This is a genomic window from Caballeronia sp. J97 (genome assembly GCF_905220305.1).
In the GTDB taxonomy this organism is placed as follows: Bacteria; Pseudomonadota; Gammaproteobacteria; order Burkholderiales; family Burkholderiaceae; genus Caballeronia.
Map to the genome: position 1 here is coordinate 176,846 of NZ_CAJMZL010000012.1, position 23,948 is coordinate 200,793.

Genomic DNA, 23,948 nt, shown 5'->3' on the forward strand with positions numbered 1-23,948 from the left:
TGATTAATCGGCAATCTAATTGATGTTTTAAATCGGCACTCGAAATTCCGATTACATGTGGTTCCCAAATGTAACGGCAGAACCAAAAATTTCCGATTCTGACGGAACGAACGTCCGCTTTAGATATCGATCCATGTTTCAAAAATGAATCAATTTTCATGATCCGACAGGATGACGAAGCCGCCTCGCGATCCGCACAGGGCCGTCATTCGGGCGTTCGCGGTCGCCTGTCTGTCCGATCTGGCGGCACGGCAATTGAATTGCGCTAAGCGCGTCATGAAAGTTTGTATGACAAATCCATATTTGTAATTCATGCGTTGAAAACGGTCTTTGCGGAATTTGGGGAGGGATTTCAATGTGCGCTCACCCTCACAGCGGAACAGATTTTGTGGTTTAAGCGCGAAAATCTAGAGCACAAAATAGATTGTCTGCTTATTATTCAAGCCAGCGGATCGATTCCGCCAACACTTCGTTCCAATCGGTCACGGCAACCCGGCGAAGTTCGGGAAAGTCCATTGATGCGCCGCAATGGCCGAACAACTCTTCCGCGCCTTCCAGGAAACAAAGCTGCAGAGGATGACCATGCCTTACGCCACTCTAGAACCCGCAGTCATGGGTTGGACGCCCCCCGCGACGAATGCCTCGCAAGCCGAGGTTCGCCAGGTCGCGATCTTGCTGTTCGACGGCTTTTCCCTGCTCGGCGCGGGAATCGTCGCGGAGGTCTTCCACATGGCGAACGAGTTCTCGTCGGCGAAGTCGCGACCGGACTGCACCTACGACGTGCGCTTTCTGTCCGTCGAGGGCGGCAACGTGGCCTGTTCGTCATCGGTGCGCGTGTGGACGGACGGCCTGGATGCGCGCCATTACGGCGGCTTCGACGCGCTTTTCGTGGCGGGCGGCCGCGGCGCGGAAGAGGCAGCGAAGGACGATCGCATCATCGAATGGCTGCGTCGCGTGCAGACGAAGACGACCGTCGTGCGAGCGATCGCCGAAGGCCGCAAGGTGCTCGATGCCGCCGGTATCGGCCAGGCGCAGGATGCGCAGGCGCGCTACGGCAACGCGATTCAGCTCGTGCGCGACGAACAGCAGGGCGATGCCGGCGATCGCTACGAATCGATGAAAGGCGCGCTGCTGATCGTGAAGCGCGATCTGGGCATCGACGTGTCGCGCAGCGTCGCCGAGCGCCTGATGCCGGGTTCGGCGGCGAAGCTCGTGTCGATTCTCGGCGACAGCGGCGCGGCGTCCGCGGGCGACAAGATCCGCGCGGCGGCGCGCTGGTTGCAGGACAACTGTGAACGGCCGATTTCGGTCGTCGATGCGGCGCAGGTGGCCGCGATGAGCGAGCGCAACTTTTTGCGCCGCTTCAAGATCGAGATGGGCATCACGCCATCCGATTATTTGTTGCAGGCGCGCCTCGCCGTGACCTGTGCGCTTCTGACGGATTCGGAGCTGCCGGTCGACAAGATCGCGCGCAGAAGCGGCATGGGCAACGGCGACAGGCTCGCGAAGATTTTCCGCAAGCGCCTGCTGATCTCGCCGACGGAATACCGGATGCAGAGCAGGCGCGAGGCGAACGGCTGACCCGCGCGAAAGTGTGATGTGGGCCGCTCACGCGCCGACTATGGCGTAAAACGTCGGACCTTTGACCGGACCTGATCGGTCCGGCACTTAATCATTTCCCGGACGGCATCACCGTTCGGATGAACAGGCAGGCAGGAGTCCTCTATGACGAATGAAGCACGCACGGAAGGTGGGGTGGAGCAGGGAGCAGCGGGTGTGGAGGCAGGCCCGGCCAAGGTGGCCGGGCCGTGCCGACGCCTCGTCCCCGTGATCCTCGCCGGCGGCTCGGGCACGCGCCTGTGGCCGATGTCGCGTGAACAATTCCCGAAGCAGTTGATCGGCGTCGTCGGGCGTGACTCGCTGTTGCAGGCTACGGTATCGCGGCTGAAAGGCTTTTCGGGCGACTTCAAGGTCGATGGCGAGCCGATCATCGTCTGCGGCGAGGAGCATCGTTTCACGACGGAAGAGCAGACGCGCGAGAGCGGCGTCGACGCACGCATCATCGTCGAGCCGGCGCGCCGCGACACCGCGCCCGCGCTCACGCTCGCGGCGCTCGCCGCGATGAAGAACGGCGAGGACGCGATCATGGTCGCGATGCCCGCCGATCACTCCATCGCCGATATTCCCGCGCTGCATCGCGCGATCGCGATCGCGGCGGAGCATGCGGAGCGCGGCGTGATCGCGACGCTCGGCATTCCGCCGACGCGTCCCGACACCGGCTTCGGCTATATCCGCCTGGGCGCGGCGCTCGACGACGGCGCGCACGCGATCGACCGCTTCGTCGAGAAGCCCGCGGCCGAGCTCGCCGCGCAATACGTCGCGGCGGGCACGTACTGGTGGAACAGCGGCATCTTCGTCGTGCGCGCGAGCGTGTGGCTCGCGGCGCTCAAGAAGCTGAACGCCGACATGCACGCGGCCTGCTCGGCCGCCGCGGAGGAAGGCGCGGAAGACGGCAAGTTCTTCCGTCCGCAAGCGGCGCAGTTCGGCCGCGCGCCGTCGGACTCGATCGATTACGCGGTGATGGAGCACATCGGCACGCCGACGAGACCCTGCGACGGGATCGTCGTGCCGCTCGTCGCGGGCTGGTCCGATCTCGGCTCGTGGGACGCCGTATGGGACGCGATGGACAAGGACGAGTCGGGCAATGTCGCGAGCGGCCGCGTGGTGTTCGAAGGCGCGACCTCGAGCTATGCGCGCTCCGAAGGCGGGCGGCTCGTCGCGTGCGTCGGCACGACCAACGTGATCGTCGTCGAGACCGACGACGCCGTGCTCGTCGCGGACCGTTCGCGCGTACAGGACATCAAGGGGCTGGTTGCGCGCATCCGCGAGCAACATGCGCCGGAAGCGGACACGCATCGCAAGGTGCGCCGTCCTTGGGGTTTCTACGATTCGATCGAGCATGGCGAGCGTTTCCAGGTGAAGCGCATCGTCGTGTCGCCGGGCTCGAAGCTGTCGCTGCAGATGCATCACCATCGCGCGGAGCACTGGGTCGTCGTATGCGGCACGGCGCTCGTCACGCGCGGCGAAGAGCAGTTCCTGCTGAGCGAGAACGAATCGACGTTCATTCCGCTCGGCGTGCGGCATCGTCTGGAGAATCCGGGCAAGGTGCCGCTCGAAATCATCGAAGTGCAGTCAGGGAGCTATCTCGGCGAAGACGACATCGTGCGCTTCGACGACACCTACGGCCGCAGTTGAGCAGTCGAAGGTCGATGGCAGTGACGGATCATCAGGCAGCAGACTTTCTTGCAACCGCTTGCAGGCTAAAAGACGGGGCTAACGCGAGGAGGAGACTGAAGAGGGCAGTAAAGGGCTGATTGCGTTCGGGGAAAATAGACATGCGCGATTTACAGGGATTGCTCGCGCGCCTGTTCGACGTCGTGATGATCGTCGGCGGTGCGGCAGTGGCGTCGCAGATCAGGTTCGAGTACATCGAGGCACACACCTATTCGGTGGCGTTCGTCGCATTCGCGGCGGCGTTCTCGCTCGCGCTCTTTCCTGGCTTCGGCGTCTACCAGTCGTGGCGCGGCCGCAGCAAGCTTCAGCTCGCCTGTCAGGTCTCGCTCGGCTGGCTCGTCGTGCAGGGTTGCGCGCTCGCGCTGATGTTCTCCCTGCACCGGCTCGACTATGTGTCGCGCCTCTGGTTCGCTTACTGGACCGCGATGTCCGGCGGCCTCATGATCGCCGGCCGTCTCATCTCGCACGCGATCCTCGCGCACATGCGCAACGCGGGGCTGAACCTGCAGCAGGTGGCCATCGTCGGTTGCGGCAGACATTGCGATTCGATCCTGCGCAAGATCGAACGCTCGCAGGACACGGGCTTTCGCATGCGCGCGGCGTTCAACGCGGCGCCGGGCAAGGCGCGGCTGAACGCGCGCGTGCCGGTCTACGACGACTTCGACGCCTTCGTCAGCTTCGTGCGCACGCAGAACGTGCACGAAGTGTGGCTCGCGCTGCCGCTCTCCGAAGAGCGCACGATCCTGCGCTTCGTGAACGAATTCCGCGACGATCTGCTCAACGTGCGCTTCATTCCCGACGTGCGCAGCCTCGCGCTGTTCGAAAGCGGCGTGACGGATCTGCTCGGCCAGCCCGCGATCAATCTCGTCGCGTCGCCGCTGTCGGCATCCGCGCAGCTGCAAAAGGAAATCTTCGACCGCGTGTTCGCGCTCGGCGCGATCATCGCCGTCTCGCCGGCGCTGATCTGCATCGCGCTCGCGATCAAGCTGACTTCGCGCGGGCCGGTGCTGTTCAGGCAAAACCGCAAGGGCGCGGACGGCCGCGTCTTCACCATCTACAAGTTCCGTTCGATGCGCATGCACACGGAACAGGCCGGAGTGCTCCGCCAGGCCACGCGCAACGATCCGCGCGTGACCCGTGTGGGGGCGTTCCTGCGCCGCACCAGCCTCGATGAGCTACCGCAGTTCTTCAACGTTCTGCGTGGCGACATGTCGGTCGTGGGCCCGCGTCCACACGCGCTCGAACATGACGATCTGTATCAGAAGGTCGTATCGGGGTACATCCATCGTTACCGGATCAAGCCAGGCATCACCGGCTGGGCCCAGGTCAACGGTTTTCGTGGGGAAACGGATCGGATCGAAAAGATGGAAGGACGCGTCGCTCACGATTTGTACTATTTGGGTAATTGGTCGTTCGGACTCGATATGAGAATCATCGCCGCAACGATCTTCAAGGGACTACGCCACACCAACGCTTACTGATGCAGGGGACGACCATTATGCACAACCAACAACAACCGGGCACCACCTCCATGGCCGCCAACACCAACGTGTCGCGTATCTTCCGCCTCACGAGCCTGGCTGCGGCAGCTTCCATTTCCGTGATCCTGACGGGTTGCGGGCTCGCGCCGGGCATGCACATGGAAAAGCCCGCCCAGCTCGTCGAGACCTCGAACGATCAGGGCGATCCGGCCAGCACGACCAACATTCCGATCACGACGATCGACGCCGCGCTCGTGAAGAAGATGCGCAGCGCGCAGCCGGCGCCGGGCAACGATCCGAACGCATCGCTGTACGGCAAGCCTGCGCCGTACAAGCTGGGCGTCGGCGACGTGCTGCAGATCACGGTGTGGGATCACCCCGAACTCGTCGCCGCGCTCGGCCAGCCCGCGAACCAGACGCGCACCTCCGATGCCGCGCCCGGTTTCGTCGTCGATGCCGACGGCAATCTGCAATTCCCGTATGTGAACGGGTCGCTGCACGTCGCGGGCAAGACCGAGACGCAGGTTCAGCGCGAACTGTACGCCCAGCTTTCGAAGGTGTTCGTGAAGCCGCAGGTGACGGTGCGCGTCGCGTCCTTCCGCGCCTCGCAGGTGTATATCGACGGCGACGTGCGCACGCCCGGCGCGCAGCAGATCAACGACATTCCGATGACGCTCACCGAGGCGATCGGGCGCGCGGGCGGCTTCGCGACGACGGCGGACCAGAGCCGCGTCACGCTGATCCGCGACGGCGTCACGTACAACATCAACATGGCCGGCATGACGGCGAAGGGCCGCAGCCCGTCGGACATCATGCTCAAGCCGGGCGATGCGCTGCGTGTCGATTCGCGCGACGAGAACGGCGTCTACGTGATGGGCGAAGTGACCAAGCCGGCGACCGTCATCCCGATGCGCAACGGCAAGCTCACGCTGTCGGATGCGATCTCGCAGGCGGGCAGCTTCAACCCGGAAACGTCGAATCCGCGCGAGCTGTACGTGATCCGCAACGGCGCGACGGACCAGCCGGAGGTCTACAAGCTCGACGCTCTCTCTCCGGTGTCGATGCTGCTCGCGAACAACTTCGAGCTGCAGCCGCATGACGTCGTCTATGTGGACAACAGCGGGCTCGTCCGCTTCTCGCGCGTGCTGAACCTGCTCCTGCCGGCCATCAACGCGGGTCTGACGGCGGCCGTGCTGACGAAGTAAGCGTGTGACAGAAGGGGTTTGACCGGCGCGCGCGGGGGCGCGCCGGAGCATCTTTGTTCGACTCAAAAAATACAAGCGAGCGAGATCATGTCGATGAACTTTGATACGCGGTACGTGGACGTATCGACGGGCGACGAATTGCGTCTATCCGATTATGTGGCCGCAGTGATGCGCAACTGGAAGCTCGTGACGGTCGTCATGCTCGCCGTGACCGCGCTCGGAACCGCGTATGCCTATCTCGCGCAGCCGGTCTACAAGGCCGACGCGATGATCCAGGTCGACGAGACCATCAACGCCAGCAGCACCAGCAACGCGAACGCCGGCGCCAAGGCGCTGCAGGCGGTCGTTCCGCAACTCACCGATGCGAAGTCGCCGACCGCCGCGCAGATCGAGCTTCTGCGCTCGCGTCTCGTCATCGACGACACGGTGCGGCGTCTGCATCTCGACATCAGCGCGTCGCCGCGCTCGTTGCCGGTCGTGGGCAAGCTCGTCGGCGATGTGTTCGCGATGTTGGCTCGACCGGTCCCGCAGGGCTACCTGTCGCGCTTCGCATGGGGCGGCGAAGACATCGACGTGCCGCTCTTCGATACGCCGAAGGAGCTCTATGACCGGAAGTTCACGCTCGTCGCGGGCGAGCACGGCGCATACGTGCTGCATGATCCGGACGGCGTGGGCATCCTCACTGGTCACGTCGGCCAGGAAGTGTCCGCCGTGACGCCGCACGGCCCGGTGACGCTCAAGGTCGACAGGCTGACAGCCCGGCCCGGCGTGCAGTTCGACTTGCAGCGCTTCTCGACGCTCACGACCATCGACCGTTTGCAGAAGCGCCTGACCGTGGCGGAGACCGCACTGCAGTCCGGCATTATCGGCGTATCTTTGGAAGGTAGTAATCCGAAACAAATTGCCGCGATCGTCAATAACATCGCGAACCGGTATGTGCAGCAGGACACGCAGAAGCGTTCGGCCGAAGCGGAGCACACGCTCGCGTTCCTGGAGCAGCAACTGCCGGTCGTGAAGAAGCAGCTCGACGAAGCCGAACAGCGCTACAGCGCGTTTCGCAACAAGCAGGGTTCGGTGGATCTCTCGGAGGAAAGCCGTCTGCTTCTGCAGCAGATCGTCGACAACAAGACGAAGCTCGCGGACCTTCAGCAACAGCGCGCGGAGCTGTCGCTGCGCTTCACCGCGAATCACCCGTCGGTGCAGGCACTCGATGCGCAGATCGCCGCGCTCACTGCCGCGCAGACGCGCCTCGGCAAGAACGTGTCGACGTTGCCCGATACCGAGCAGACCGCGCTGCGCTATACGCGCGACGTGCGCTCGAACAGCGAGCTGTACACGAACCTGCTGAACAGCGCGCAGCAATTGCGCATCGCGAAGGCGGGGCAGGTCGGCAACGTGCGCATCGTCGATCTCGCGCAAGCGGCCGACGATCCCGTGCGCCCGAAGCGCACGCTCGTGATCCTGATCTCGGCGGGCATCGGCCTCGTGCTCGGCATCGTCGTCGCGTTCATCCGCAAGGCGTTGTGGGGCGGCGTCGAGCGTCCCGAAGACATCGAACGGCAACTGGGCACGCGCGTCTTCGCGATCGTGCCGCGCAGCACGCAGCAGCTTCGCCTGCAGCGCCAGGTCGGCATGCGCCGCGAAGGGCTGCACGTGCTCGCCGCGCAGGCGCCGGAGGACGCGGCCGTCGAAGGCATCCGCAGTCTGCGCACGTCGCTGCAACTGCAACTCGGCGATGCGCGCAACAACGTCGTGATGCTGACGGGCTCGCGCCCTGAAGCGGGCAAGTCGTTCCTGTCGGCGAATCTCGCGACGCTCGTCGCGTCGACGCGAAAGCGCGTGCTGCTGATCGACGCCGACATGCGCCGCGGCGACATCCACTCGCACTTCGGCGTGCCTCATTCGCCGGGCCTCTCCGAAGTGCTGATGGGCGCCGACCCCGCGGACGTGATCGTGCACGACGTGCTGCCCGGCGTCGATCTGATCCCGAAGGGCTCGCTGCCGTCTCATCCGGCGGAGCTCCTCGCGAGCGACCGGCTCGGTGAAATCCTCGGTGAACTGAAACAGCGCTATGACCTCGTGGTCATCGATACGCCGCCGGTGCTCGCCGTCACCGATGCGACGGTGATCGGCCGGCACGCGGGCACGAGCCTGCTCGTCGTGCGGCACGGCAAGAATCAGGTGCAGGAAATCGGCGAAACGATGAAGCGCCTGTATCACGGCGGCGTGCACATGAAGGGCGTGCTGCTCACCGACGTGCCGCAATCCAAGGTGCTGATGGGCAGCACCTACGCCGGTTACTACGGCTACGAGAGCATCGCGGAGTAGCACGCTCCGGCGTCCGGGCCCGAGCGCCCGGACGCTCGTTCAATACGGCGACTTGTAGATGTCGCGCGCCCGCGCCGCAGTGGGCGCCGGAGCCTTCAGCCCCGGGGGCGCGGGATAGAGCGTCGCGGCGGCGCTTCGCGGCATCATCATCGCCTTCGAATCCGCCTTGTGAGTCCCCGAACGCAGCCGCGCGCCTGCCGCGGGATTGCCCACATAGCCGTTCTGTTGCGCGAGCAGCTTGTCCGTCGGCGATGCATCGGCGTCATCGCCCGCATGCGCGAACGATGGCGCGAGCGCGGTCATGGCCAGCGACAAAAGTGCCGTGCGTAGCGCGTGTTTCATGGTCTCCTCCGGACGGGTCGGACGCGGCGATCGGGCGGTGCACGCGCATCGAAACAGCATATTGCGCCCCGCGTTCGGCCGACGCCAAAAGCCATGCACGAGCGGCCATTCGGGCACGCGAGACGGCCGCGCATTACGTGCGGCGCAAGCGGGCGTCGTTATAATCGCCGTCCGACCTGGTTTTTTAGCTTTCCGCCCGTGAAAAAGCTCATTGTTCTCGCACTCGCTTCGCTTGCCCTCACCGCCTGCTCGTCCGTCGACAAGGAACAGCAGAAGGAACGCACGTTCCTGCTCTCGCAGCAGTCGCTCGATACGGCGCAGCGCAATGCGACAGTCGCATGCCGCGACGCCGCCCAGTGCGATGCAGCCTGGAAGCTCACGAAGACTTACGTCGAGCAGAACTCGAAGGAACGCCTGACACGCGCCGACGACGCCGCGATCGAAACCGATATGCCATCGGGCACCGGCAAGCCGGTATTCTCGGCGACGCGCGTCGCGAGCGGCAATGGCGCGACGATTTCGCTCTTCGCGCAATGCAAGGGCATGTATGAAGACGAGCGCGCGCGCGGGTCGGATTTCGACGACTGCGCGACGAAGATCATCTCCGTGCAGAACGGCTTCGCGTCGTATCTGCGCTCGCATCTGCCCGCGCAGTGATCGGGTAGGCGCTATCGCGCGGGCAGCGTGCCGGACGCGCGCGGCGGATTCGCCGGAAGAATCTCGGTGAGCGGCTCCTCGTGCGCAGGCATGTCGGACGGCGCGCCGTAGAACGGACCACGTTGTTGCGGCTTGCGCCCGGCCGCTTCGGCGGCGCGCAGGTGCATCGTGTGAGCGATGCGCGCATACGATGCGACGACGAGACCCAGCGCGACGCCGAACACGATGCCCGCGAAGCGCTCGCCGAGCGGATTGCCGCCGATCGACGAGACGGGCAGCGCGGCGAGCACGAAGAGCGCGCGTCCGAGCACGGGCAGGCAGGGCGCATCGGGCGCGCTGTGCCGCCACGCGCGATACGCCATCGAGCCGCGCCAGAGCGCCCACAGAATCGCGATCGGCAACGCGATCCCGAACAGCAGTCCCCCCGCGAAGAACTGATAGACCCAGAAGTCGCGGCCGGCCGCCCATTGCCTGAACGCGTAGAAATCCTTCTCGCTGATCGTGTCGGCGAGATCCGGCAGATACGACGGCGCATAGCGATAGTCGTGTCCGTAGCCCATGCCGATGATCGTCGACAGCGTCGATGAAGTGGTCTGATCGACCTGATCCTTCATTTCAGCTAGACGCGCGATGACGAACGGATCGCGCGCGGGCCGGGCGTCCTGCACGAACGACAGGCGTTGCAGCCACGGCTGGGCGATGTTCGGGAAGAACGTGGCGGTCGCGGTGGCGAGCGCGCCGAGCAGCGCGACGATCACGACCGCGCGCAGGCCGGCGGTGAAGAAAGGCCTGATCGACGGCGCGGCGAGCCACGTCGCATAAGCGATGAGCAGCGCGGTGCCGGCGAGCAGGCTGGGCACGCCGAAGAGAATCTCGATGACGATCGTCGCGAGAAAGAGCAGCCCGGCGAACCTGGCGATGCGCCGCGCGAAGATGCATTCGTGCAGCAGCAGCCCTTGCAGACAGAGAAACGCCGCCGGCACGATGCGGATGTCCAGGGTGCCGATGCCATCGCTCATCGACAGGTCGAAGCCGACGCCGAACACGAGCGACGCGATCACCGACCAGATCATCGCGCGCTCGATCTGCGCGAGACGCTGCGCGTCCCACGGACGGCAGCCGACAAAATAGCCGAGCAACATCAGCAGGAACGGCAGGATCACGCGCGCATAGTTGCCGGCGTCGTTGCCCTGCAGCCATTGCGTGGCGACGCTGCCGAAGATCGTGAGCAGGAAGAGCGACGTGACCAGCGCGCGCATGCGCGAGCGGCGCGCGAAGCGCGGCGCGATCAGCAGAATCGCGCAGGCCGCGGCCATCGCGGTGACGGTGAGCAGAATGTCGATGCCCCGGCTGGCCGTCTCCACGCCTCTGAGGTCGAACGCGAGCGGAAGCAGGCAAAGCCAGATCCAGACAACGGCGAACTTGTTGCGCATGACGGCCCCGGGTAAGCGTATTTTTTGCGTCGAATATATCAGCGGCGTTTCGCGCGCGCCGTCGCGGCGGCGTCTGCCGACTAGCCTTCGGCGCGAATCGACGGATGCGCATGTGCGCCGCACCACGCATCGTCCGGTCCGTTTCGAGGCCGCGTTCGGTCGACCTCGCGCGGGGCCGTTCCCTGTCCGCAAAGCACGGCATTCTGGCGGATCGCCCGGGGTTTATCGACCGAAGATTGAATCGCCGGAAGGGACATGTCCGGCTAAAGACCACTCAACATGCGCGATGTGCGTGCACGTGCCGGTACGAGGTAACCCGCCAGTGCGGGAAGCAGGCCCACGAGGACGCGCGGTTCTGGCCGCGCGAGCCACTCGACGACAAACGACCCTCGCAGAAGGGCAATGGCATGGGCTTGTCCGGCGTGACACGCATGCAAGGCTCCGATCGATCGACACGATTCGATTCATCCGGGGACTCGCGATCATCGCCGAAAGGAGTGGTACGTTCCGAGTGCGGCTCGGGCAAGTTTGGATATCATGGCCTCGCGTCATCATCGAGGAGACTTCCATGTCCGACACGCTCAGCATCGCCACGCCCGACGGCAATTTCGACGCCTACGTCGCCTATCCCGCGCAAACGCCCGCGCCGGCCGTCGTCGTGATTCAGGAGATTTTCGGCATCAACGCCGACATGCGCGAAACCTGCGACGAATACGCGCGCCAGGGTTACGTCGCGCTGTGCCCCGATCTCTTCTGGCGGCTGGAACCGAACGTCGAACTCACCGACCGCACCGAAGCCGAATGGCAGCAGGCGATGAAGTACTACACTGCATTCGACGTGAACACGGGTGTCGAGGACATCGCGGCGACCATCGGCTTCGCGCGCGGGCTCTCGCAGGTGAAGGGCAAGATCGGCTCGGTCGGATTCTGTCTCGGCGGATTGCTGTCCTTCCTCACGGCGGCGCGCACCGATGTCGATGCGTCGGTTTCCTATTACGGCGGCGGCACCGATCAATACCTCGCCGAACTGCCGAAGATCAAGGTGCCGCTCATGCTGCATCTCGCCGAAGAAGACGAATTCATTCCCGCCGACGCGCGCAATCGCGTGCTCGCGGCGGTGCAAGGCCACGCGAATGTCGAGGCGTTCACGTATCCCGGCTGTCATCACGCGTTCGCGCGCAACCAGGGCACCCATTACGACGCGGCGGCCGCGCAGCTCGCCAACGGCCGAACCGCCGCGTTCTTCAAGCAACAACTGGCGTAAGGCCGCAAACGAAAACGCCGCCCGGAGGGCGGCGCCGATCGTCGAGCGTCACGAAAGACGGCTCATTTCTTCACCGTATGCGGCCGGCGAAACACCAGCCAGCGCGGCGACTTGAAGCGCACGATGCTCATGTAGAGCCAGACGTAGGTCGCCGCGAACACGACGACGAAGCAGAACAGATGCACCGTGTGCCGCCAGAAGAGCGTCGCGGGAATCACGGCGATGAGGCACAGCAGCCACAGATACGGCGATGTCAGCGAGTTGCGCCGCGTCAGTTCATGCGCGTTCTTCACGCCCACGGCCCAGCGCATCAGACGCTTGTAGACGAGCATGTGCAGATGCACGCCGTCCGGAATGCCCGGCGACATGCCGCGAATGAACTTCTTGCGATAGATCGAGAAACACGTCTCGAAGATCGGGTACATGAAGAGCAAGACCGGATACCACGCGGAGACGTCGCGGTTGCGCATCACGAGCATGATCGAAAGTTCGCCCAGCATGAAGCCGACGAAGTACGCGCCGCCGTCGCCGAGAAAGATCAGCCCGGCGGGGAAATTCCAGATGAAGAAGCCCATCACCGCGCCCATCATGATGAGCGAGCCCGACAACACAATGGGATCGTGCACCTGGAACGCCACGTAGGCGAGCGAGGCGAACATCATGAAGCTGACCATCGACGCGAGGCCGTTGAAGCCGTCGATGATATTCACCGCGTTCGCGAGCGCCGCGACGGCGAGCACCGTGACGGCGCACGAAACGACCGCGTAGGACAGCAGGAAATCGAGCGGCGGCACGCTGATGCGCGTGACCGCGATATTCAGGAACGCGTAGGCGAGGCCCGCCGCGGCCATCGTGCAGACGAGGCGCGCGAGCGGCGAGACGCGCTTGGTCAGGTCTTCGATCAGCCCGGAGAGAAACGCCGGCAGGCCGCACGCGACGATGCCGAGAATCCCGCCCGACACGGCCGGATAGCCCCATCGCAACTGCACCGCCGATGCGGCGAGCCCGCAGAGGATGCCCACGCCGCCGATGCGCGGCACGGGCCGCGCATGAAACTTCTGCACGCCGGCGAGATCGGTGTCGCCGAGCACGCCTTCCTGCAGGTGTGCGAAGCGCACGATCAACAAGGTCACGAGCAGCGAGACCAGAAAAGCAAGCGCGAAACTAAGCATGAAATAGAACCGTTGGAAAAAATCGGCGCCGCGCCGTAGCGCAGGCGCCTTGACGCTTTTAAGCGAATCCTTGCGGATTCTGCGACTGCCAGCGCCAGTGATCCGCGCACATGCGTTCGATGCCGTGCTCCGCGCGCCAGCCGATGAGTTCCGCGGCGGCGGCCGGATCGGCGTAGCAGGCGGCGATATCGCCCGGGCGGCGCGGCACGAGCTCGTACGGCACGGGCTTGCCCGACGCCGCTTCGAACGCCTTCACGACGTCGAGCACGCTATAGCCTTGCCCCGTGCCGAGATTCACGACGAAGCTGCGGTCGAGCTTCGTCAGCGCGTCGATGGCCGCGATATGCCCGCGCGCCAGATCCACCACGTGAATGTAATCGCGCACGCCGGTGCCGTCATGGGTATCGTAATCGCTGCCGAACACGCGCAGGCGCTCCAGCTTGCCGACGGCCACCTGCGCGACGTACGGCATCAGATTGTTGGGAACGCCCGCCGGATCTTCGCCGATCATCCCGCTCTCATGCGCGCCGACCGGATTGAAATAGCGCAATGTCGCGATGCGCCACGACGGATCCGACACTTCGAGATCGCGCAGGATCTGCTCGGCGATGAGCTTCGACTGGCCGTAAGGGTTCGTCGCCGACAGCGGAAACGATTCGTCGATCGGCACGCTCTTCGGCACGCCGTAGACGGTCGCCGACGAACTGAACACGAAGTTGCGCACGTTGCGCTCGTTCATCACCTTCAGCACGGCGAGCAGGCTGCCGATGTTGTTGTTGTAGTACTCGACCGGCTTCGCGACCGATTCGCCCACGGCCTTCAGCGCCGCGAAGTGAATCGCGCCGGTGATGTCATGCGCGTCGAAGATGCGATTGAGCGCGGCTTCGTCGCGCGCGTCGGCGTCGTAGAAGGCGACGCGCTTGCCGGTGATGGCCTCGACCCGCTTGAGCGACTCGGACTTGCTGTTGACGAGATTGTCGATGACCGCGACACCGAAGCCCGCGTCGAGCAGTTCGACGCACGTGTGCGAGCCGATGAAACCCGCTCCGCCCGTCACGAGAATCGTGCCCTTCGTCGGCTGATTGCCATTCATCTTGTGCTCTCCCAATTGCGTGAAATCAAAGTGAAATGCCGGTGATGGCATGTATTGTGCCCTTGTAGCGTTCGACGACATTCTTTTCGTCGAATTCACTCGCCACCTTTTCGCGGCCGCGCAGCGCCATCGCTTCGCGCTCGTCGGCGGTGAGCGTCAGCATGCGCTCGAGCGCATCGGTCAGGCTGTCGGCGCTCTTCACCTCGCAGAGCAGACCGTTCACGCCGTCCTCGACCACTTCGCGGCAGCCGGGCACGTCGGTGGCGACGATCGGGCGGCCCATCGCCGAGGCTTCCATCAGCGTGCGCGGCACGCCTTCGCGATACGACGGCAGCACGACGCAGTCCGCCGCGGCGACGAGCGGCCGCACGTCGTTCGCCTCGCCGAGATATTCGACGATATTTTCCGCCTCCCACTTCTGCACATCCGTGCGGCTGATCGCGCTCGGATTGTCGACGCCGACCGGCCCGAGCAGTTGAAAGCGCGCGTGCGCAAACTTCGCGCGAATCCGCCGCGCGGCCTCGACATATTCCGCCACGCCCTTGTCCCACAAGAGCCGCCCGATCAGGATGAACACGAAATCCTCGCGCGCGGGCAGCGGGGCAAACGCGAATTCGTCGAGATCGACGCCTTCGCCGTGCAGCCGCCGCGCGCGCTCCGGATGCGCGAGCAGGTTCTCGTGCAGGAATGCTTCGTGATCGTCGCGATTCAGGAACCACACTTCGCGCGGGAAGCGGAACGCGAAACGGTACAGCCGCTTCGCGACCTGCGCCGTGCGGCTCTTCTGGATGAACACGTAGCCGAGACCCGTCGTCACCGCGATCGACGGCACGCGTGCGAGCATCGCGGCGAGCGAGCCGTAGATGTTCGGCTTGATCGTGTAGTGAAACACGATGTGCGGACGCGTCGTCCGATATTCGCGATACAGCGCGGCGAGCGTCTTCAGATCCTGGCGCGGGTCCGTTCCCTTCGATGCGACCGGCAACTCGACGCAGCGGCAGCCCATTTCCGTGAGCGGCTCGAAGGTGCGGTCGCGCGGCGCGATGATCGTCACCTGCGCGCCGCGCGACGTCAGCATGCGCAGCACGCCTTGCCGGTAGGTGTAGATCGCCCACGCCGTGTTGCAGACGAGGGCAATGCGAAGATTCGGCTTTTCTTTCGTCATCCGGAAGTCATGGTTCGACGGCATCGATCGCGCGACATGCTTCACGCGGATTCGCCGTGCGCTCAACGTAGCGCATAAATAAAGAAAAAATATCTACGCCGACGACGCGCGCTTCAGCAGCTTCGACTTGAGGCCGCGCAACGCGCGATACGGCAACACGAGATGCGCGATGCTTTTCGCGACGCCGGCCCAGTCGAGCGGATTCGTCGCGCGCAGGTGGCGCAGTTGCAGACGCAGCGTCGACATCACCTGCGCGCGCCGCTTCGTCGCGCTGATGCCGCTCTCGTTCAGCTCGTAGAAGAGGCCGAACTCGGGCAGGTTCGCGCCGTCGTGACGCTGCAGCAGCCGCAGAATCAGGTCGAGGTCCTCGGCGGCGCGATACCGCGCGCGATAGTTGCCGGCCTCGATCACCGCATCGACACGCAGCATCAGCGACGGATGCGTGAAGCACGTGCGCGCGAGCATCATGCGGCGGATCGCGGCGGGCTCGGTCGGCGGCGTGAGATCGAAGAGCGGCGCGCCTTCGGTCGATACGACATGCGTCCACATGCCGACGACCGCGACGCGCGGATGCGCCTCCATGTACGCGCGCTGCTTCGCGAGGCGGCCGGGCGTCGCGAGATCGCCTGCGTCGATGCGCGCCGCGTAACGGACGCCGCGCGCGGCGAGCGCCGCGATGCCCGCTTCGAGCGCGCGCTCGATGCCACCGTTACGCGGCATGCGCAGAATGTCGATTCGCATGCCGTCGATGACGGGCGCGACGATCGGCGGCGCGCTGCCATCGTCGACGATCAGCACGTTCACCGCCGACGTTTCCCGGAACGACGCGAGCGCGCGTTCGACATCGGCCTGGCCGTTGAACGCGGGCATCAGCACGGCGACATCGTGGAGTTCGTTCATGCGCGCAGCCGGAGACGGATGTAGTAGAAGTTCACCGACGCCGCCGCAACATAGCCCGCCGCGAGTCCGATCAGCGCGCCATGGCCTTCCATGTGCGGGATCGCGATGGTATTCACCGCGAACGCGACCGCGAGCGCGAACAGCCATTTCGCCAACAGCACGTACTTCGCCTGATATTTCAGCACGACGAGATTGCCGATCGCCTCGATGCCCGCCGGCACGGAGAGCCACACGGCCCAGCGGAAGATATCGGCGGCGCCCGCGTAGTTCGGCCCGAACACGTGCCCGATGATGAAGCCCGCGAGCGCATCGAGGACAGCGGCGCCCGCGATCATCAGCGCGGCGGTCATCGCGAAAAGGCGCGCGAGGTTGCGTTTGAGCCGCGCGGTTTCCTGCACGCGATAGACGAACGCCGGCGCGATGGTCTGCGAGAGCATCAGCGCGAGCGCGATCCAGTTCTCGTTCAACTGCTGCGCGGCCGAGTAAAGCCCGAGCTCCGCGAACGACACGCGATGCGCGAGCATCAGCCGGTCGAGCTTGAGGAACAGATACATGCAGATGAGCCCGAGCCAGAACACCGTGCCCGCGCTCGCGAAATGTCTGAACAGTGCGCGATCGAAGCGCCAGCCGAGCGTGCCGCCGTGACGTCGCATGTAATACACGACGAGCGCGGCGCTGATGCCCGCGGCTTCGAGCGCCCAGAGCCAGCCGAAAGCGGGCGGCGCGGCCATCGCGCGCACGAGCGCGAAGACGAGCGCCGCCTTGACGATGGCCGCCGCCATGCTCGCGATGAGCTGCGGCTTGCTGTACGTGAGGCTTTGCAGCCACGAATTGACGACGCCGATGAACGGCTCGCGAAAGAGCATCGTGACGGCGAGGCCGGCGAGCATCAGCCCGACCATCGGGTCGGTGCCGCCCGCCGCGATCCAGGTCCAGGTCGCGAGGAGCGCGATGACCGAGACGCCCATGCGCAGCACGAACGCGCTGCCGAGCACCGCGCCGGTGTCGGCGGGGCTGCGGTTGACGATCGTCGGCACGAGAATCTCCGCGCCGCAGACCCAGGTGATCGGCGCGATCACGAGCAGCAGCGTGTTCGCGTATTGCCATTTGCCGAAATCGTCCGGGCCGAGATAGCGCGCGAGCAAACCCGAAATGGCGATGGCGACCGCGATCTGCGTGAGCCGCTCGAGCCCGAGCCAGACGATGTTGGCGAGCGCGCGAGCGACGTCCGGATTGCCGGAGCGCGTCAACGCCTTCATGCGGCGCGCCCCGCCGCGCAGGCGGGCACGCCGCGTGCTATCCGAGCCTGACCGCCCCGCGCATGCGGGCGATCGGTCAAGTTTTGTGTGTTTGCACGCAGACGCGCCTCATTCGAAGGCATCGAGGCGAAAGAGCGTTTGAGCATTGGATTAGAATGAACGCGCAGGCTTGAACCGGGTTTGTGCCAGCGCGCGCAACCACGAGAGCGCCGAAAGACAGCGATTATAAAGTGCGATCCGCGGCGCGCCCCGCTGCTCCGATTTTTATCCATTTGCTTCGAATTGTTTCTTTCGTATTGATTTAACAGACGCATAGGCAGAATTCGATACGTCATCTGGCAGTCGTTCGCGCGCTCTGCACGCTGCACCGGCGCGCCAACCGTCACGACCTGCATGCCCTCATGGCTGCATCGCCGAGAAACCATCAATTAATAGAGAAGAGGTAGCCATCTCATGAGCCAAGTATCCCAATCCATCTTCAAGGCCTACGACATTCGCGGGATCGTCGGCAAGACGGTCGACAAGGATGTCGCGAAGAGCATCGGCCAGGCATTCGGCAGCGAGATCAGAAAGCAGGGCGGCGATTCGGTCGTGGTCGCGCGCGACGGCCGTCTCTCCGGTCCCGAACTCGTCGGCGCGCTCGCGGACGGCCTGCGCGCCGCCGGCGTCGATGTCGTCGATATCGGCATGGTGCCGACGCCCGTCGGCTACTTCGCGGCGAGCGTGCCGCTGCCCTTGCCGTCGGGCGAGCGGCGCGTGGATTCGTGCATCGTCGTGACGGGCAGCCACAATCCGCCCGACTACAACGGCTTCAAGATGGTGCTGCGCGGCGCGGCGATCTACGGCGACCAGATTCAGGGCTTGTACAAGCGCATCGCCGACAGCGACTTCACGACGGGCGAAGGCACGTACACCGAGTTCGACGTGTCGCAGATGTATCTCGATCGCATCGTGTCCGACGTGAAGCCGGTGCGCGCGATGAAGATCGTCGTCGATACGGGCAACGGCGTCGCGGGCGGTCTCGCGCCGCGTCTGTTCAAGGCGCTCGGCTGCGAGCTGGTCGAGCTCTTCACGGAGATCGACGGCAACTTCCCGAACCATCACCCGGACCCGGCGCATCCGGAAAACCTGCAGGACGTGATCAAGGCGCTCAAGGAAACCGACGCCGAAGTCGGCTTCGCGTTCGATGGCGACGGCGACCGTCTCGGCGTCGTCACGAAAGACGGGCAGGTCATCTATCCGGATCGCCAGTTGATGCTGTTCGCGCAGGAAGTGCTGTCGCGCAACAAGGGCGGCCAGATCATCTACGACGTGAAGTGCACGCGCAATCTCGCGAAGTGGGTGCGCGAGCAGGGCGGCGAGCCGGTCATGTGGAAGACGGGCCACTCGCTCGTGAAGGCGAAGCTGCGCGAAACCGGCGCGCCGCTCGCGGGCGAAATGAGCGGTCACGTATTCTTCAAGGATCGCTGGTACGGTTTCGACGACGGCCTGTACACCGGCGCGCGGATGCTCGAAATCCTCTCGCGCGTGGCAGACCCGAGCAAGCTGCTCAACGATCTGCCGAATTCGCTGTCGACGCCGGAACTGCAACTGAAGCTGGAAGAGGGCGAGAACTTCGAGCTGATCGCGCGTCTGCAGAAATCGGCGAAGTTCACCGGCGCGGACGACGTGCTGACGATCGACGGTCTGCGCGTCGAATATCCGGACGGCTTCGGCCTCGCGCGCTCGTCGAACACGACGCCGGTCGTCGTGATGCGCTTCGAAGCGGACAGCGACGCGGCGCTGAAGCGTATTCAGGAAGATTTTCGCCGGGTGATTCTGGCGGAGAAGCCGGACGCGAAGTTGCCGTTCTGAGTTTCGCGGGCATCACCCGATACCCGATGAAAAGCGGCGCGATCGATGAGATCGCGCCGCTTTTTTTGCCTATCCGATGCACGCGCCGCGCTAAAATCCCCGTTTTCCTGCTCACTGCGCCGCGCCGTCCGCGCCTTCTCCTCACAGCGTGCAAAAGATCCTGATCGTCCGCGTGTCGTCGCTCGGCGACGTCGTTCACAACATGCCGGCCATCGCCGACATCCGCCGCCGCTATCCCGATGCGCAGATCGACTGGCTCGTCGAGGAAAGCTTCGCGAGTCTCGTCGAACTGGTTCACGGCGTGCACCGCGCGATTCCGTTCTCGCTCAGGCGCTGGCGCCGGGCGTTCGCGTCACCCGCGAACTGGCGCGAGATCGGCACCTTCAAGCGCGAGCTCGCCGCCGAAAAATACGATCTCGTGATCGATTGCCAGGGGCTCATCAAGACCGCGTGGGTCGCGAGCTGGGCGCGCGGGCCGCTCGTCGGGCTCGGCAACCGCACCGACGGCGCCGGCTACGAATGGCCGGTGCGCTTCTTCTACGACCGGCGCGTGCCGATCGAGCCGCGCACGCACGTCGTCGAGCGCACGCGGCAACTCGTGGCGGCGGCGCTCGATCTGCCGAAACCGCAGATGAGCGACGACATCGACTTCGGCCTCGACACGCGCCGCGCGACGCTCGCCGTCTCCGCGCTCGGGCTGAACCTGCCGGTGCCGTACGTCGTGTTCGTGCACGCCACCTCGCGCGCCGACAAGCAATGGCCCGAAGCCGCGTGGATCGAGCTCGGACAGGCGCTCGTCACGCGCGGCGCGTCGATCGTCCTGCCGTGGGGCAGCGAGGCCGAACGCGCGACGAGCGAAAAGCTCGCGAAGGAATTCGGCGCGGCCGCAATCGTGCCGCCGAAGATGTCGCTGCCCGCGGTGGTCGGACTGATCGACGGGGCCGCGGCGACCGTCGGCGTCGATACCGGTCTGGTGCATATCGCCGCGGCGCTGAAGCGCCCGACCGTCGAGTTGTACAATTTCTCGACCGCATGGCGCACCGGCGGCTACTGGTCGCCGCAGGTCGTCAATCTCGGCGACGCGAGCCGGCATCCGACGCTTTCCGAAGTCAAGACCGCGCTCGCGGGCTTCGGCCTGCTGTAGCCTGCCGTAGCGTTTTCATCGTGCGCTCTCGACGCGCGCGGGCAACTCAAGGTCGTAGACACATGACGGAATCTCAAATCATCGAAGTCGCCTCGGGCGATTGGCAAGGCAGGAATTTGTCCGTGCCGCGCGAAACGCTGCTCGCCGGCGTTGAAAACGGCAAGGTGCTGTATTTTCCCAATCTGCGTTTTCCGGTCGAAGGCGGCGAACTCGCGCTGCTCGATCCGAAGATCGCCGACCCGAAGCGCAAGAACATCAGTCTCGCGCCCAACGGCGGCGCGCTCGCCGGCGTGCTCGGCGACAACGTGATGCAATCGGCGGTGCGCTCGCTCATCAAGCGTTATCAGGATCATGCGCGCTCGCTCGTCGACGGGCTCTTTCCCGAATACGACGGCAAGCTGCGCGTCGCGCCGACGAGCCTCAGGCTGCATCAGGTCGAAACGCGCGAGACCTCGTGGCGCAAGGACGACAGCCGCCTGCACGTCGACGCTTTCCCGTCGCGCCCGAATTACGGCGAGCGCATCCTGCGCGTGTTCACCAATATCAATCCGAAAGGCGCGCCGCGCGTGTGGCGTGTCGGCGAACCGTTCGAGGACATGGCCAGGCGCTTTCTGCCCGGCATCAAGGCGCAGGCGCCCGGATCGGCGTGGCTCATGAATCTGCTGCACATCACGAAGTCGCCGCGCAGCGAGTACGACCATCTGATGCTGAATCTGCATGACGCGATGAAGGCCGACCTTGATTACCAGAAGACCTCGCCGCAAGAGACGATGCCGTTTCCGCCCGGCTCGGTGTGGGTCTGCTTCTCCGATCACACCTCGCACGCGGTGATGTCCGGCCAGTTCATGATGGAGCAGACCTTCTTTTTGCCCGTCAAGGCGATGGCGCGTCCGGATTGCGCGCCGCTCGGCATTCTCGAGCGCCTGAAGGGCCGGGCGCTCGTTTGAGCGGCGCCGCCTCTCCGGCCGCTTCGGCTTCCGTGCTGAGGCTCGTCTATCGCGCGCTCTGGTGGATCGTCGCGCCGCTCGCGGTGCTGCGGCTCTATATCCGCTCGCGCCGGGAGCGCGGTTACCGCGAGCATATCGGCGAGCGTTTCGGGCGCATTCCCGCGCGCCGCGCCGACGATCTCGCGCCGCTCATCTGGGTGCACGCGGTATCGGTCGGCGAAACGCGCGCGGCGCAACCGCTCATCGACGCGCTGATGAAGGCGCATCCCGAAGCGCGCGTGCTGCTCACGCACATGACGCCGAGCGGACGCGCGACCGGCGTCGAGCTGTTCGGCGATCGCGTGCTGCGCGGCTATCTTCCCTACGATCTGCCCGTCCTCGTGCGGCGCTTCCTGCGCGCGTGGCGGCCGTCGCTCGGCATCGTGATGGAGACGGAAGTCTGGCCGACGCTCATCGACGAATGCAAGCGCGCCGACATGCCGCTCGTGCTGACGAACGCGCGCATGTCGGAGCGGTCGTACCGGCGCGCGGCGAAATTCGGGCGCGCGGTGCGCGAAGTGTTCGGCGGCTTTTCGCGCGTGCTCGCGCAGACGCCTTCCGACGCCGAGCGGCTCACGGCGCTCGGCGCGCGCAATGTCGCGGTGCTCGGCAACCTGAAGTTCGACATGACCGCGCCGCCCGAACTGGTCGCGCGCGGCCAGGCGTGGCGCGCGGCGATCGGCGACCGGCCCGTGTGGGTCGCGGCGAGCACGCGCGAGGGCGAGGAAACGCTGGTGCTGCGCGCGTTCGCGGCGCTCAATGTGCCCGATGCGCTGCTGATTCTGGTGCCGCGTCATCCGCAGCGTTTCGATGAAGTGTCGGCGCTGATCGCGAGCCTCGGGCTCACGAGCGCGCGCCGTTCGGTGTGGGCGCCGAAGCCGGCCGCGGCGGGATCGGGCGCGGACGTGCCGGAGCCGTTGCCGGCGAGCGTGCAGGTTCTGCTCGGCGATTCGATGGGCGAGCTCGGCGCGTACTATGCCGCGGCGGATCTGGCGTTCATCGGTGGAAGCCTGTTGCCGCTCGGCGGCCAGAATCTGATCGAAGCCTGCGCGGCGGGCGTGCCGGTGCTGATCGGCCCGCATACCTTCAATTTCACGCAGGCGACCAACGACGCCATCGCGGCCGGCGCCGCGTTGCGCGTGCAAGACCCGCAGGAGCTGGCGCGCGGGCTGCGCGAAATCTTCGGCGACCGTGCGCGGCGTCTCGCGATGAGCGCGGCGGCTTCGGCTTTCGCGGCGCGGCATCGCGGCGCGACGGAGCGCACGGTGAGCGTGCTGAGCGCGTTGCTCGACGAGGAAAACGACTCGGCGAAGTGAGCGTCGTCGAGTTCGCGAAGATCCGTCGATCGTCTGTTTCCGCATCGGACAAGCCGCGCGTCATGTCCGGCTTTCTTCCGCAAATCATCTGACAAAACCCCTCATTCTGCTGATAAAACGAGGGTTGAACGTCAAAAAACTTAGAGGGATACTGATTTCCCGAGCCGGCCCGCTCGAACGGACAGAAGGTGGCCGGATGCCTGCGAACGTGCTTCCCATTCTCTTGCGAGGACGCGCATGCAAGATCTGATCAAGTCCGTCGTCAAAGACATGATGCCGCCGGGACTTCTGCGCCTGCTGCGGCCATCTCCGGGACCGGCCGACGCGTGGGGCACCGTCCGCTACGGCGCGCATGGTCTCGTCCTTCCGGGCAACAGGCGCTTCGAGTATCGGCCGTGCCCGGCGGATCGCTCGGTCTGCAGACAGATTTTCTTTCTGCGCGAATACGCGATGGATCATCTCGTTCGCGCGAAGGAAATCACCGCGTACTACGAGGCTTGCGAGAATCCGCTGATCGTCGATGCCGGCGCGAATATCGGCGCTGCCGCGGTGTGGTACGCGCTCACGTATCCGAAGGCGAAGATCGTCGCCATCGAGCCGGACGTATCGAATTTCGCGCTGCTGGAAAAGAACGCGCAGGCCTTTTCGTCGATCACGCCAGTGAACGCCGCGATCGCGGCGAAGCGCGGCACGCTCTATCTCAACGATCCGGGCGGCGGCGAATGGGCTTTTCGCACGGCCGAGCAGCCTGTCGAGAAGGGTTATGCCGTCGACGCGCTGACGCTCGAAGACGTGATGCCGGCGTCCGGCGTGACGCCGTTCATTCTGAAAATCGATATCGAAGGGGCGGAGTCGGACTTGTTCTCGCGGCATTGCGATGCGTTGAACATGTTCCCGGTCATCATGATCGAGTTGCACGACTGGATGCTTCCGGGCGAATCCAACAGCCGCAACTTCCTGCAATGGCACGTCGAGATGAAGCGCGACTTCGTTCAGGTGGGCGAGAACGCGGTCTCGATTTCGAACTCGATCGCGCTCGCGTAGCGCTTTTTTTT

Annotated in this window: 19 protein-coding genes; 12 read left to right on the top strand and 7 right to left on the bottom strand. The window is 64.9% G+C overall.

Going from position 1 to position 23,948, the window contains the following annotated elements; genetic code table 11:
* Positions 1-582 precede the first annotated feature (582 nt).
* The 5 genes from U4Y90_RS17755 (at position 583) to U4Y90_RS17775 (ending at position 8,308) form a co-directional block, all read left to right on the top strand.
* On the top strand, positions 583-1,581 hold the full coding sequence (locus U4Y90_RS17755; protein WP_321796408.1) for a GlxA family transcriptional regulator: 999 nt from the start codon (positions 583-585) through the stop codon (positions 1,579-1,581).
* 144 nt (positions 1,582-1,725) lie between these two features.
* Positions 1,726-3,255, top strand: a complete 1,530-nt coding sequence (locus tag U4Y90_RS17760) for a mannose-1-phosphate guanylyltransferase/mannose-6-phosphate isomerase (protein WP_321796409.1) — start codon at positions 1,726-1,728, stop codon at positions 3,253-3,255.
* A gap of 140 nt (positions 3,256-3,395) precedes the next feature.
* The gene (locus U4Y90_RS17765) at positions 3,396-4,775 is read left to right on the top strand and encodes an undecaprenyl-phosphate glucose phosphotransferase (RefSeq protein ID WP_321796410.1); all 1,380 of its coding nucleotides are present in this window, start codon (positions 3,396-3,398) and stop codon (positions 4,773-4,775) included.
* Positions 4,776-4,825: 50 nt separating this feature from the next.
* Positions 4,826-5,980, top strand: coding sequence for a polysaccharide biosynthesis/export family protein (locus tag U4Y90_RS17770; protein WP_321796412.1), 1,155 nt, complete (start codon positions 4,826-4,828; stop codon positions 5,978-5,980).
* Between the two features lie 87 nt (positions 5,981-6,067).
* The gene (locus tag U4Y90_RS17775; RefSeq protein WP_321796415.1) at positions 6,068-8,308 is read left to right on the top strand and encodes a polysaccharide biosynthesis tyrosine autokinase; all 2,241 of its coding nucleotides are present in this window, start codon (positions 6,068-6,070) and stop codon (positions 8,306-8,308) included.
* A 39-nt stretch (positions 8,309-8,347) separates the two neighbouring features.
* Here the strand turns inward: U4Y90_RS17775 and U4Y90_RS17780 are convergent, their stop codons facing one another.
* On the bottom strand, positions 8,348-8,650 hold the full coding sequence (locus U4Y90_RS17780) for a hypothetical protein (RefSeq protein WP_321796417.1): 303 nt from the start codon (positions 8,648-8,650) through the stop codon (positions 8,348-8,350).
* Positions 8,651-8,848: 198 nt separating this feature from the next.
* Between U4Y90_RS17780 and U4Y90_RS17785 the strand changes: the two genes are divergently transcribed.
* A complete protein-coding gene (locus U4Y90_RS17785; protein WP_321796418.1) occupies positions 8,849-9,307 on the top strand; it encodes a hypothetical protein in 459 nt (152 codons plus the stop codon).
* A gap of 11 nt (positions 9,308-9,318) precedes the next feature.
* Here the strand turns inward: U4Y90_RS17785 and U4Y90_RS17790 are convergent, their stop codons facing one another.
* Positions 9,319-10,740 carry a hypothetical protein gene (locus U4Y90_RS17790; RefSeq protein ID WP_321796419.1) on the bottom strand — a complete coding sequence of 474 codons (1,422 nt, stop codon included), beginning with the start codon at positions 10,738-10,740 and terminating at the stop codon, positions 9,319-9,321.
* A gap of 568 nt (positions 10,741-11,308) precedes the next feature.
* Between U4Y90_RS17790 and U4Y90_RS17795 the strand changes: the two genes are divergently transcribed.
* Complete coding sequence (locus tag U4Y90_RS17795) at positions 11,309-12,004, top strand: dienelactone hydrolase family protein (RefSeq protein WP_321796420.1); 696 nt, start codon at positions 11,309-11,311, stop codon at positions 12,002-12,004.
* A 62-nt stretch (positions 12,005-12,066) separates the two neighbouring features.
* Here the strand turns inward: U4Y90_RS17795 and U4Y90_RS17800 are convergent, their stop codons facing one another.
* The 5 genes from U4Y90_RS17800 to U4Y90_RS17820 form a co-directional block, all read right to left on the bottom strand.
* The gene (locus tag U4Y90_RS17800) at positions 12,067-13,176 is read right to left on the bottom strand and encodes a glycosyltransferase (protein WP_321796421.1); all 1,110 of its coding nucleotides are present in this window, start codon (positions 13,174-13,176) and stop codon (positions 12,067-12,069) included.
* A 58-nt stretch (positions 13,177-13,234) separates the two neighbouring features.
* Positions 13,235-14,269, bottom strand: coding sequence for a UDP-glucose 4-epimerase GalE (gene galE, locus U4Y90_RS17805; RefSeq protein ID WP_321796422.1), 1,035 nt, complete (start codon positions 14,267-14,269; stop codon positions 13,235-13,237).
* Positions 14,270-14,294: 25 nt separating this feature from the next.
* Positions 14,295-15,434, bottom strand: coding sequence for a glycosyltransferase family 4 protein (locus U4Y90_RS17810; RefSeq protein ID WP_321796424.1), 1,140 nt, complete (start codon positions 15,432-15,434; stop codon positions 14,295-14,297).
* A 93-nt stretch (positions 15,435-15,527) separates the two neighbouring features.
* A complete protein-coding gene (locus U4Y90_RS17815) occupies positions 15,528-16,334 on the bottom strand; it encodes a glycosyltransferase (protein WP_321796425.1) in 807 nt (268 codons plus the stop codon).
* Positions 16,331-17,593 (bottom strand): oligosaccharide flippase family protein, encoded by a 1,263-nt coding sequence (locus U4Y90_RS17820; RefSeq protein ID WP_321796426.1) that lies wholly within the window; start codon positions 17,591-17,593, stop codon positions 16,331-16,333. The genes U4Y90_RS17815 and U4Y90_RS17820 overlap by 4 nt, the downstream gene beginning before the upstream one ends.
* A 453-nt stretch (positions 17,594-18,046) precedes the next feature.
* Between U4Y90_RS17820 and U4Y90_RS17825 the strand changes: the two genes are divergently transcribed.
* From U4Y90_RS17825 to U4Y90_RS17845, 5 genes are all read left to right on the top strand, one after another.
* Complete coding sequence (locus U4Y90_RS17825) at positions 18,047-19,447, top strand: phosphomannomutase/phosphoglucomutase (RefSeq protein ID WP_321796427.1); 1,401 nt, start codon at positions 18,047-18,049, stop codon at positions 19,445-19,447.
* A 148-nt stretch (positions 19,448-19,595) separates the two neighbouring features.
* Positions 19,596-20,591 carry a lipopolysaccharide heptosyltransferase I gene (gene waaC / locus U4Y90_RS17830; RefSeq protein WP_321796429.1) on the top strand — a complete coding sequence of 332 codons (996 nt, stop codon included), beginning with the start codon at positions 19,596-19,598 and terminating at the stop codon, positions 20,589-20,591.
* 62 nt (positions 20,592-20,653) lie between these two features.
* The gene (locus U4Y90_RS17835) at positions 20,654-21,538 is read left to right on the top strand and encodes a Kdo hydroxylase family protein (protein WP_321796431.1); all 885 of its coding nucleotides are present in this window, start codon (positions 20,654-20,656) and stop codon (positions 21,536-21,538) included.
* Positions 21,539-21,570: 32 nt separating this feature from the next.
* On the top strand, positions 21,571-22,893 hold the full coding sequence (gene waaA / locus U4Y90_RS17840; RefSeq protein ID WP_321796445.1) for a lipid IV(A) 3-deoxy-D-manno-octulosonic acid transferase: 1,323 nt from the start codon (positions 21,571-21,573) through the stop codon (positions 22,891-22,893).
* A 237-nt stretch (positions 22,894-23,130) separates the two neighbouring features.
* Positions 23,131-23,937, top strand: coding sequence for an FkbM family methyltransferase (locus tag U4Y90_RS17845; protein WP_321796433.1), 807 nt, complete (start codon positions 23,131-23,133; stop codon positions 23,935-23,937).
* Positions 23,938-23,948: the final 11 nt, after the last annotated feature.

Coding starts and splice junctions, on each gene's coding strand:
- U4Y90_RS17755 (WP_321796408.1), top strand. CDS start 583: ATGCCTTACGCCACTCTAGAACCCGCAGTCATGGGTTGGACGCCCCCC.
- U4Y90_RS17760 (WP_321796409.1), top strand. CDS start 1,726: ATGACGAATGAAGCACGCACGGAAGGTGGGGTGGAGCAGGGAGCAGCG.
- U4Y90_RS17765 (WP_321796410.1), top strand. CDS start 3,396: ATGCGCGATTTACAGGGATTGCTCGCGCGCCTGTTCGACGTCGTGATG.
- U4Y90_RS17770 (WP_321796412.1), top strand. CDS start 4,826: ATGGCCGCCAACACCAACGTGTCGCGTATCTTCCGCCTCACGAGCCTG.
- U4Y90_RS17775 (WP_321796415.1), top strand. CDS start 6,068: ATGTCGATGAACTTTGATACGCGGTACGTGGACGTATCGACGGGCGAC.
- U4Y90_RS17780 (WP_321796417.1), bottom strand. CDS start 8,650: ATGAAACACGCGCTACGCACGGCACTTTTGTCGCTGGCCATGACCGCG.
- U4Y90_RS17790 (WP_321796419.1), bottom strand. CDS start 10,740: ATGCGCAACAAGTTCGCCGTTGTCTGGATCTGGCTTTGCCTGCTTCCG.
- U4Y90_RS17795 (WP_321796420.1), top strand. CDS start 11,309: ATGTCCGACACGCTCAGCATCGCCACGCCCGACGGCAATTTCGACGCC.
- U4Y90_RS17800 (WP_321796421.1), bottom strand. CDS start 13,176: ATGCTTAGTTTCGCGCTTGCTTTTCTGGTCTCGCTGCTCGTGACCTTG.
- galE (WP_321796422.1), bottom strand. CDS start 14,269: ATGAATGGCAATCAGCCGACGAAGGGCACGATTCTCGTGACGGGCGGA.
- U4Y90_RS17810 (WP_321796424.1), bottom strand. CDS start 15,434: ATGACGAAAGAAAAGCCGAATCTTCGCATTGCCCTCGTCTGCAACACG.
- U4Y90_RS17815 (WP_321796425.1), bottom strand. CDS start 16,334: ATGAACGAACTCCACGATGTCGCCGTGCTGATGCCCGCGTTCAACGGC.
- U4Y90_RS17820 (WP_321796426.1), bottom strand. CDS start 17,593: ATGAAGGCGTTGACGCGCTCCGGCAATCCGGACGTCGCTCGCGCGCTC.
- U4Y90_RS17825 (WP_321796427.1), top strand. CDS start 18,047: ATGAGCCAAGTATCCCAATCCATCTTCAAGGCCTACGACATTCGCGGG.
- U4Y90_RS17835 (WP_321796431.1), top strand. CDS start 20,654: ATGACGGAATCTCAAATCATCGAAGTCGCCTCGGGCGATTGGCAAGGC.
- U4Y90_RS17845 (WP_321796433.1), top strand. CDS start 23,131: ATGCAAGATCTGATCAAGTCCGTCGTCAAAGACATGATGCCGCCGGGA.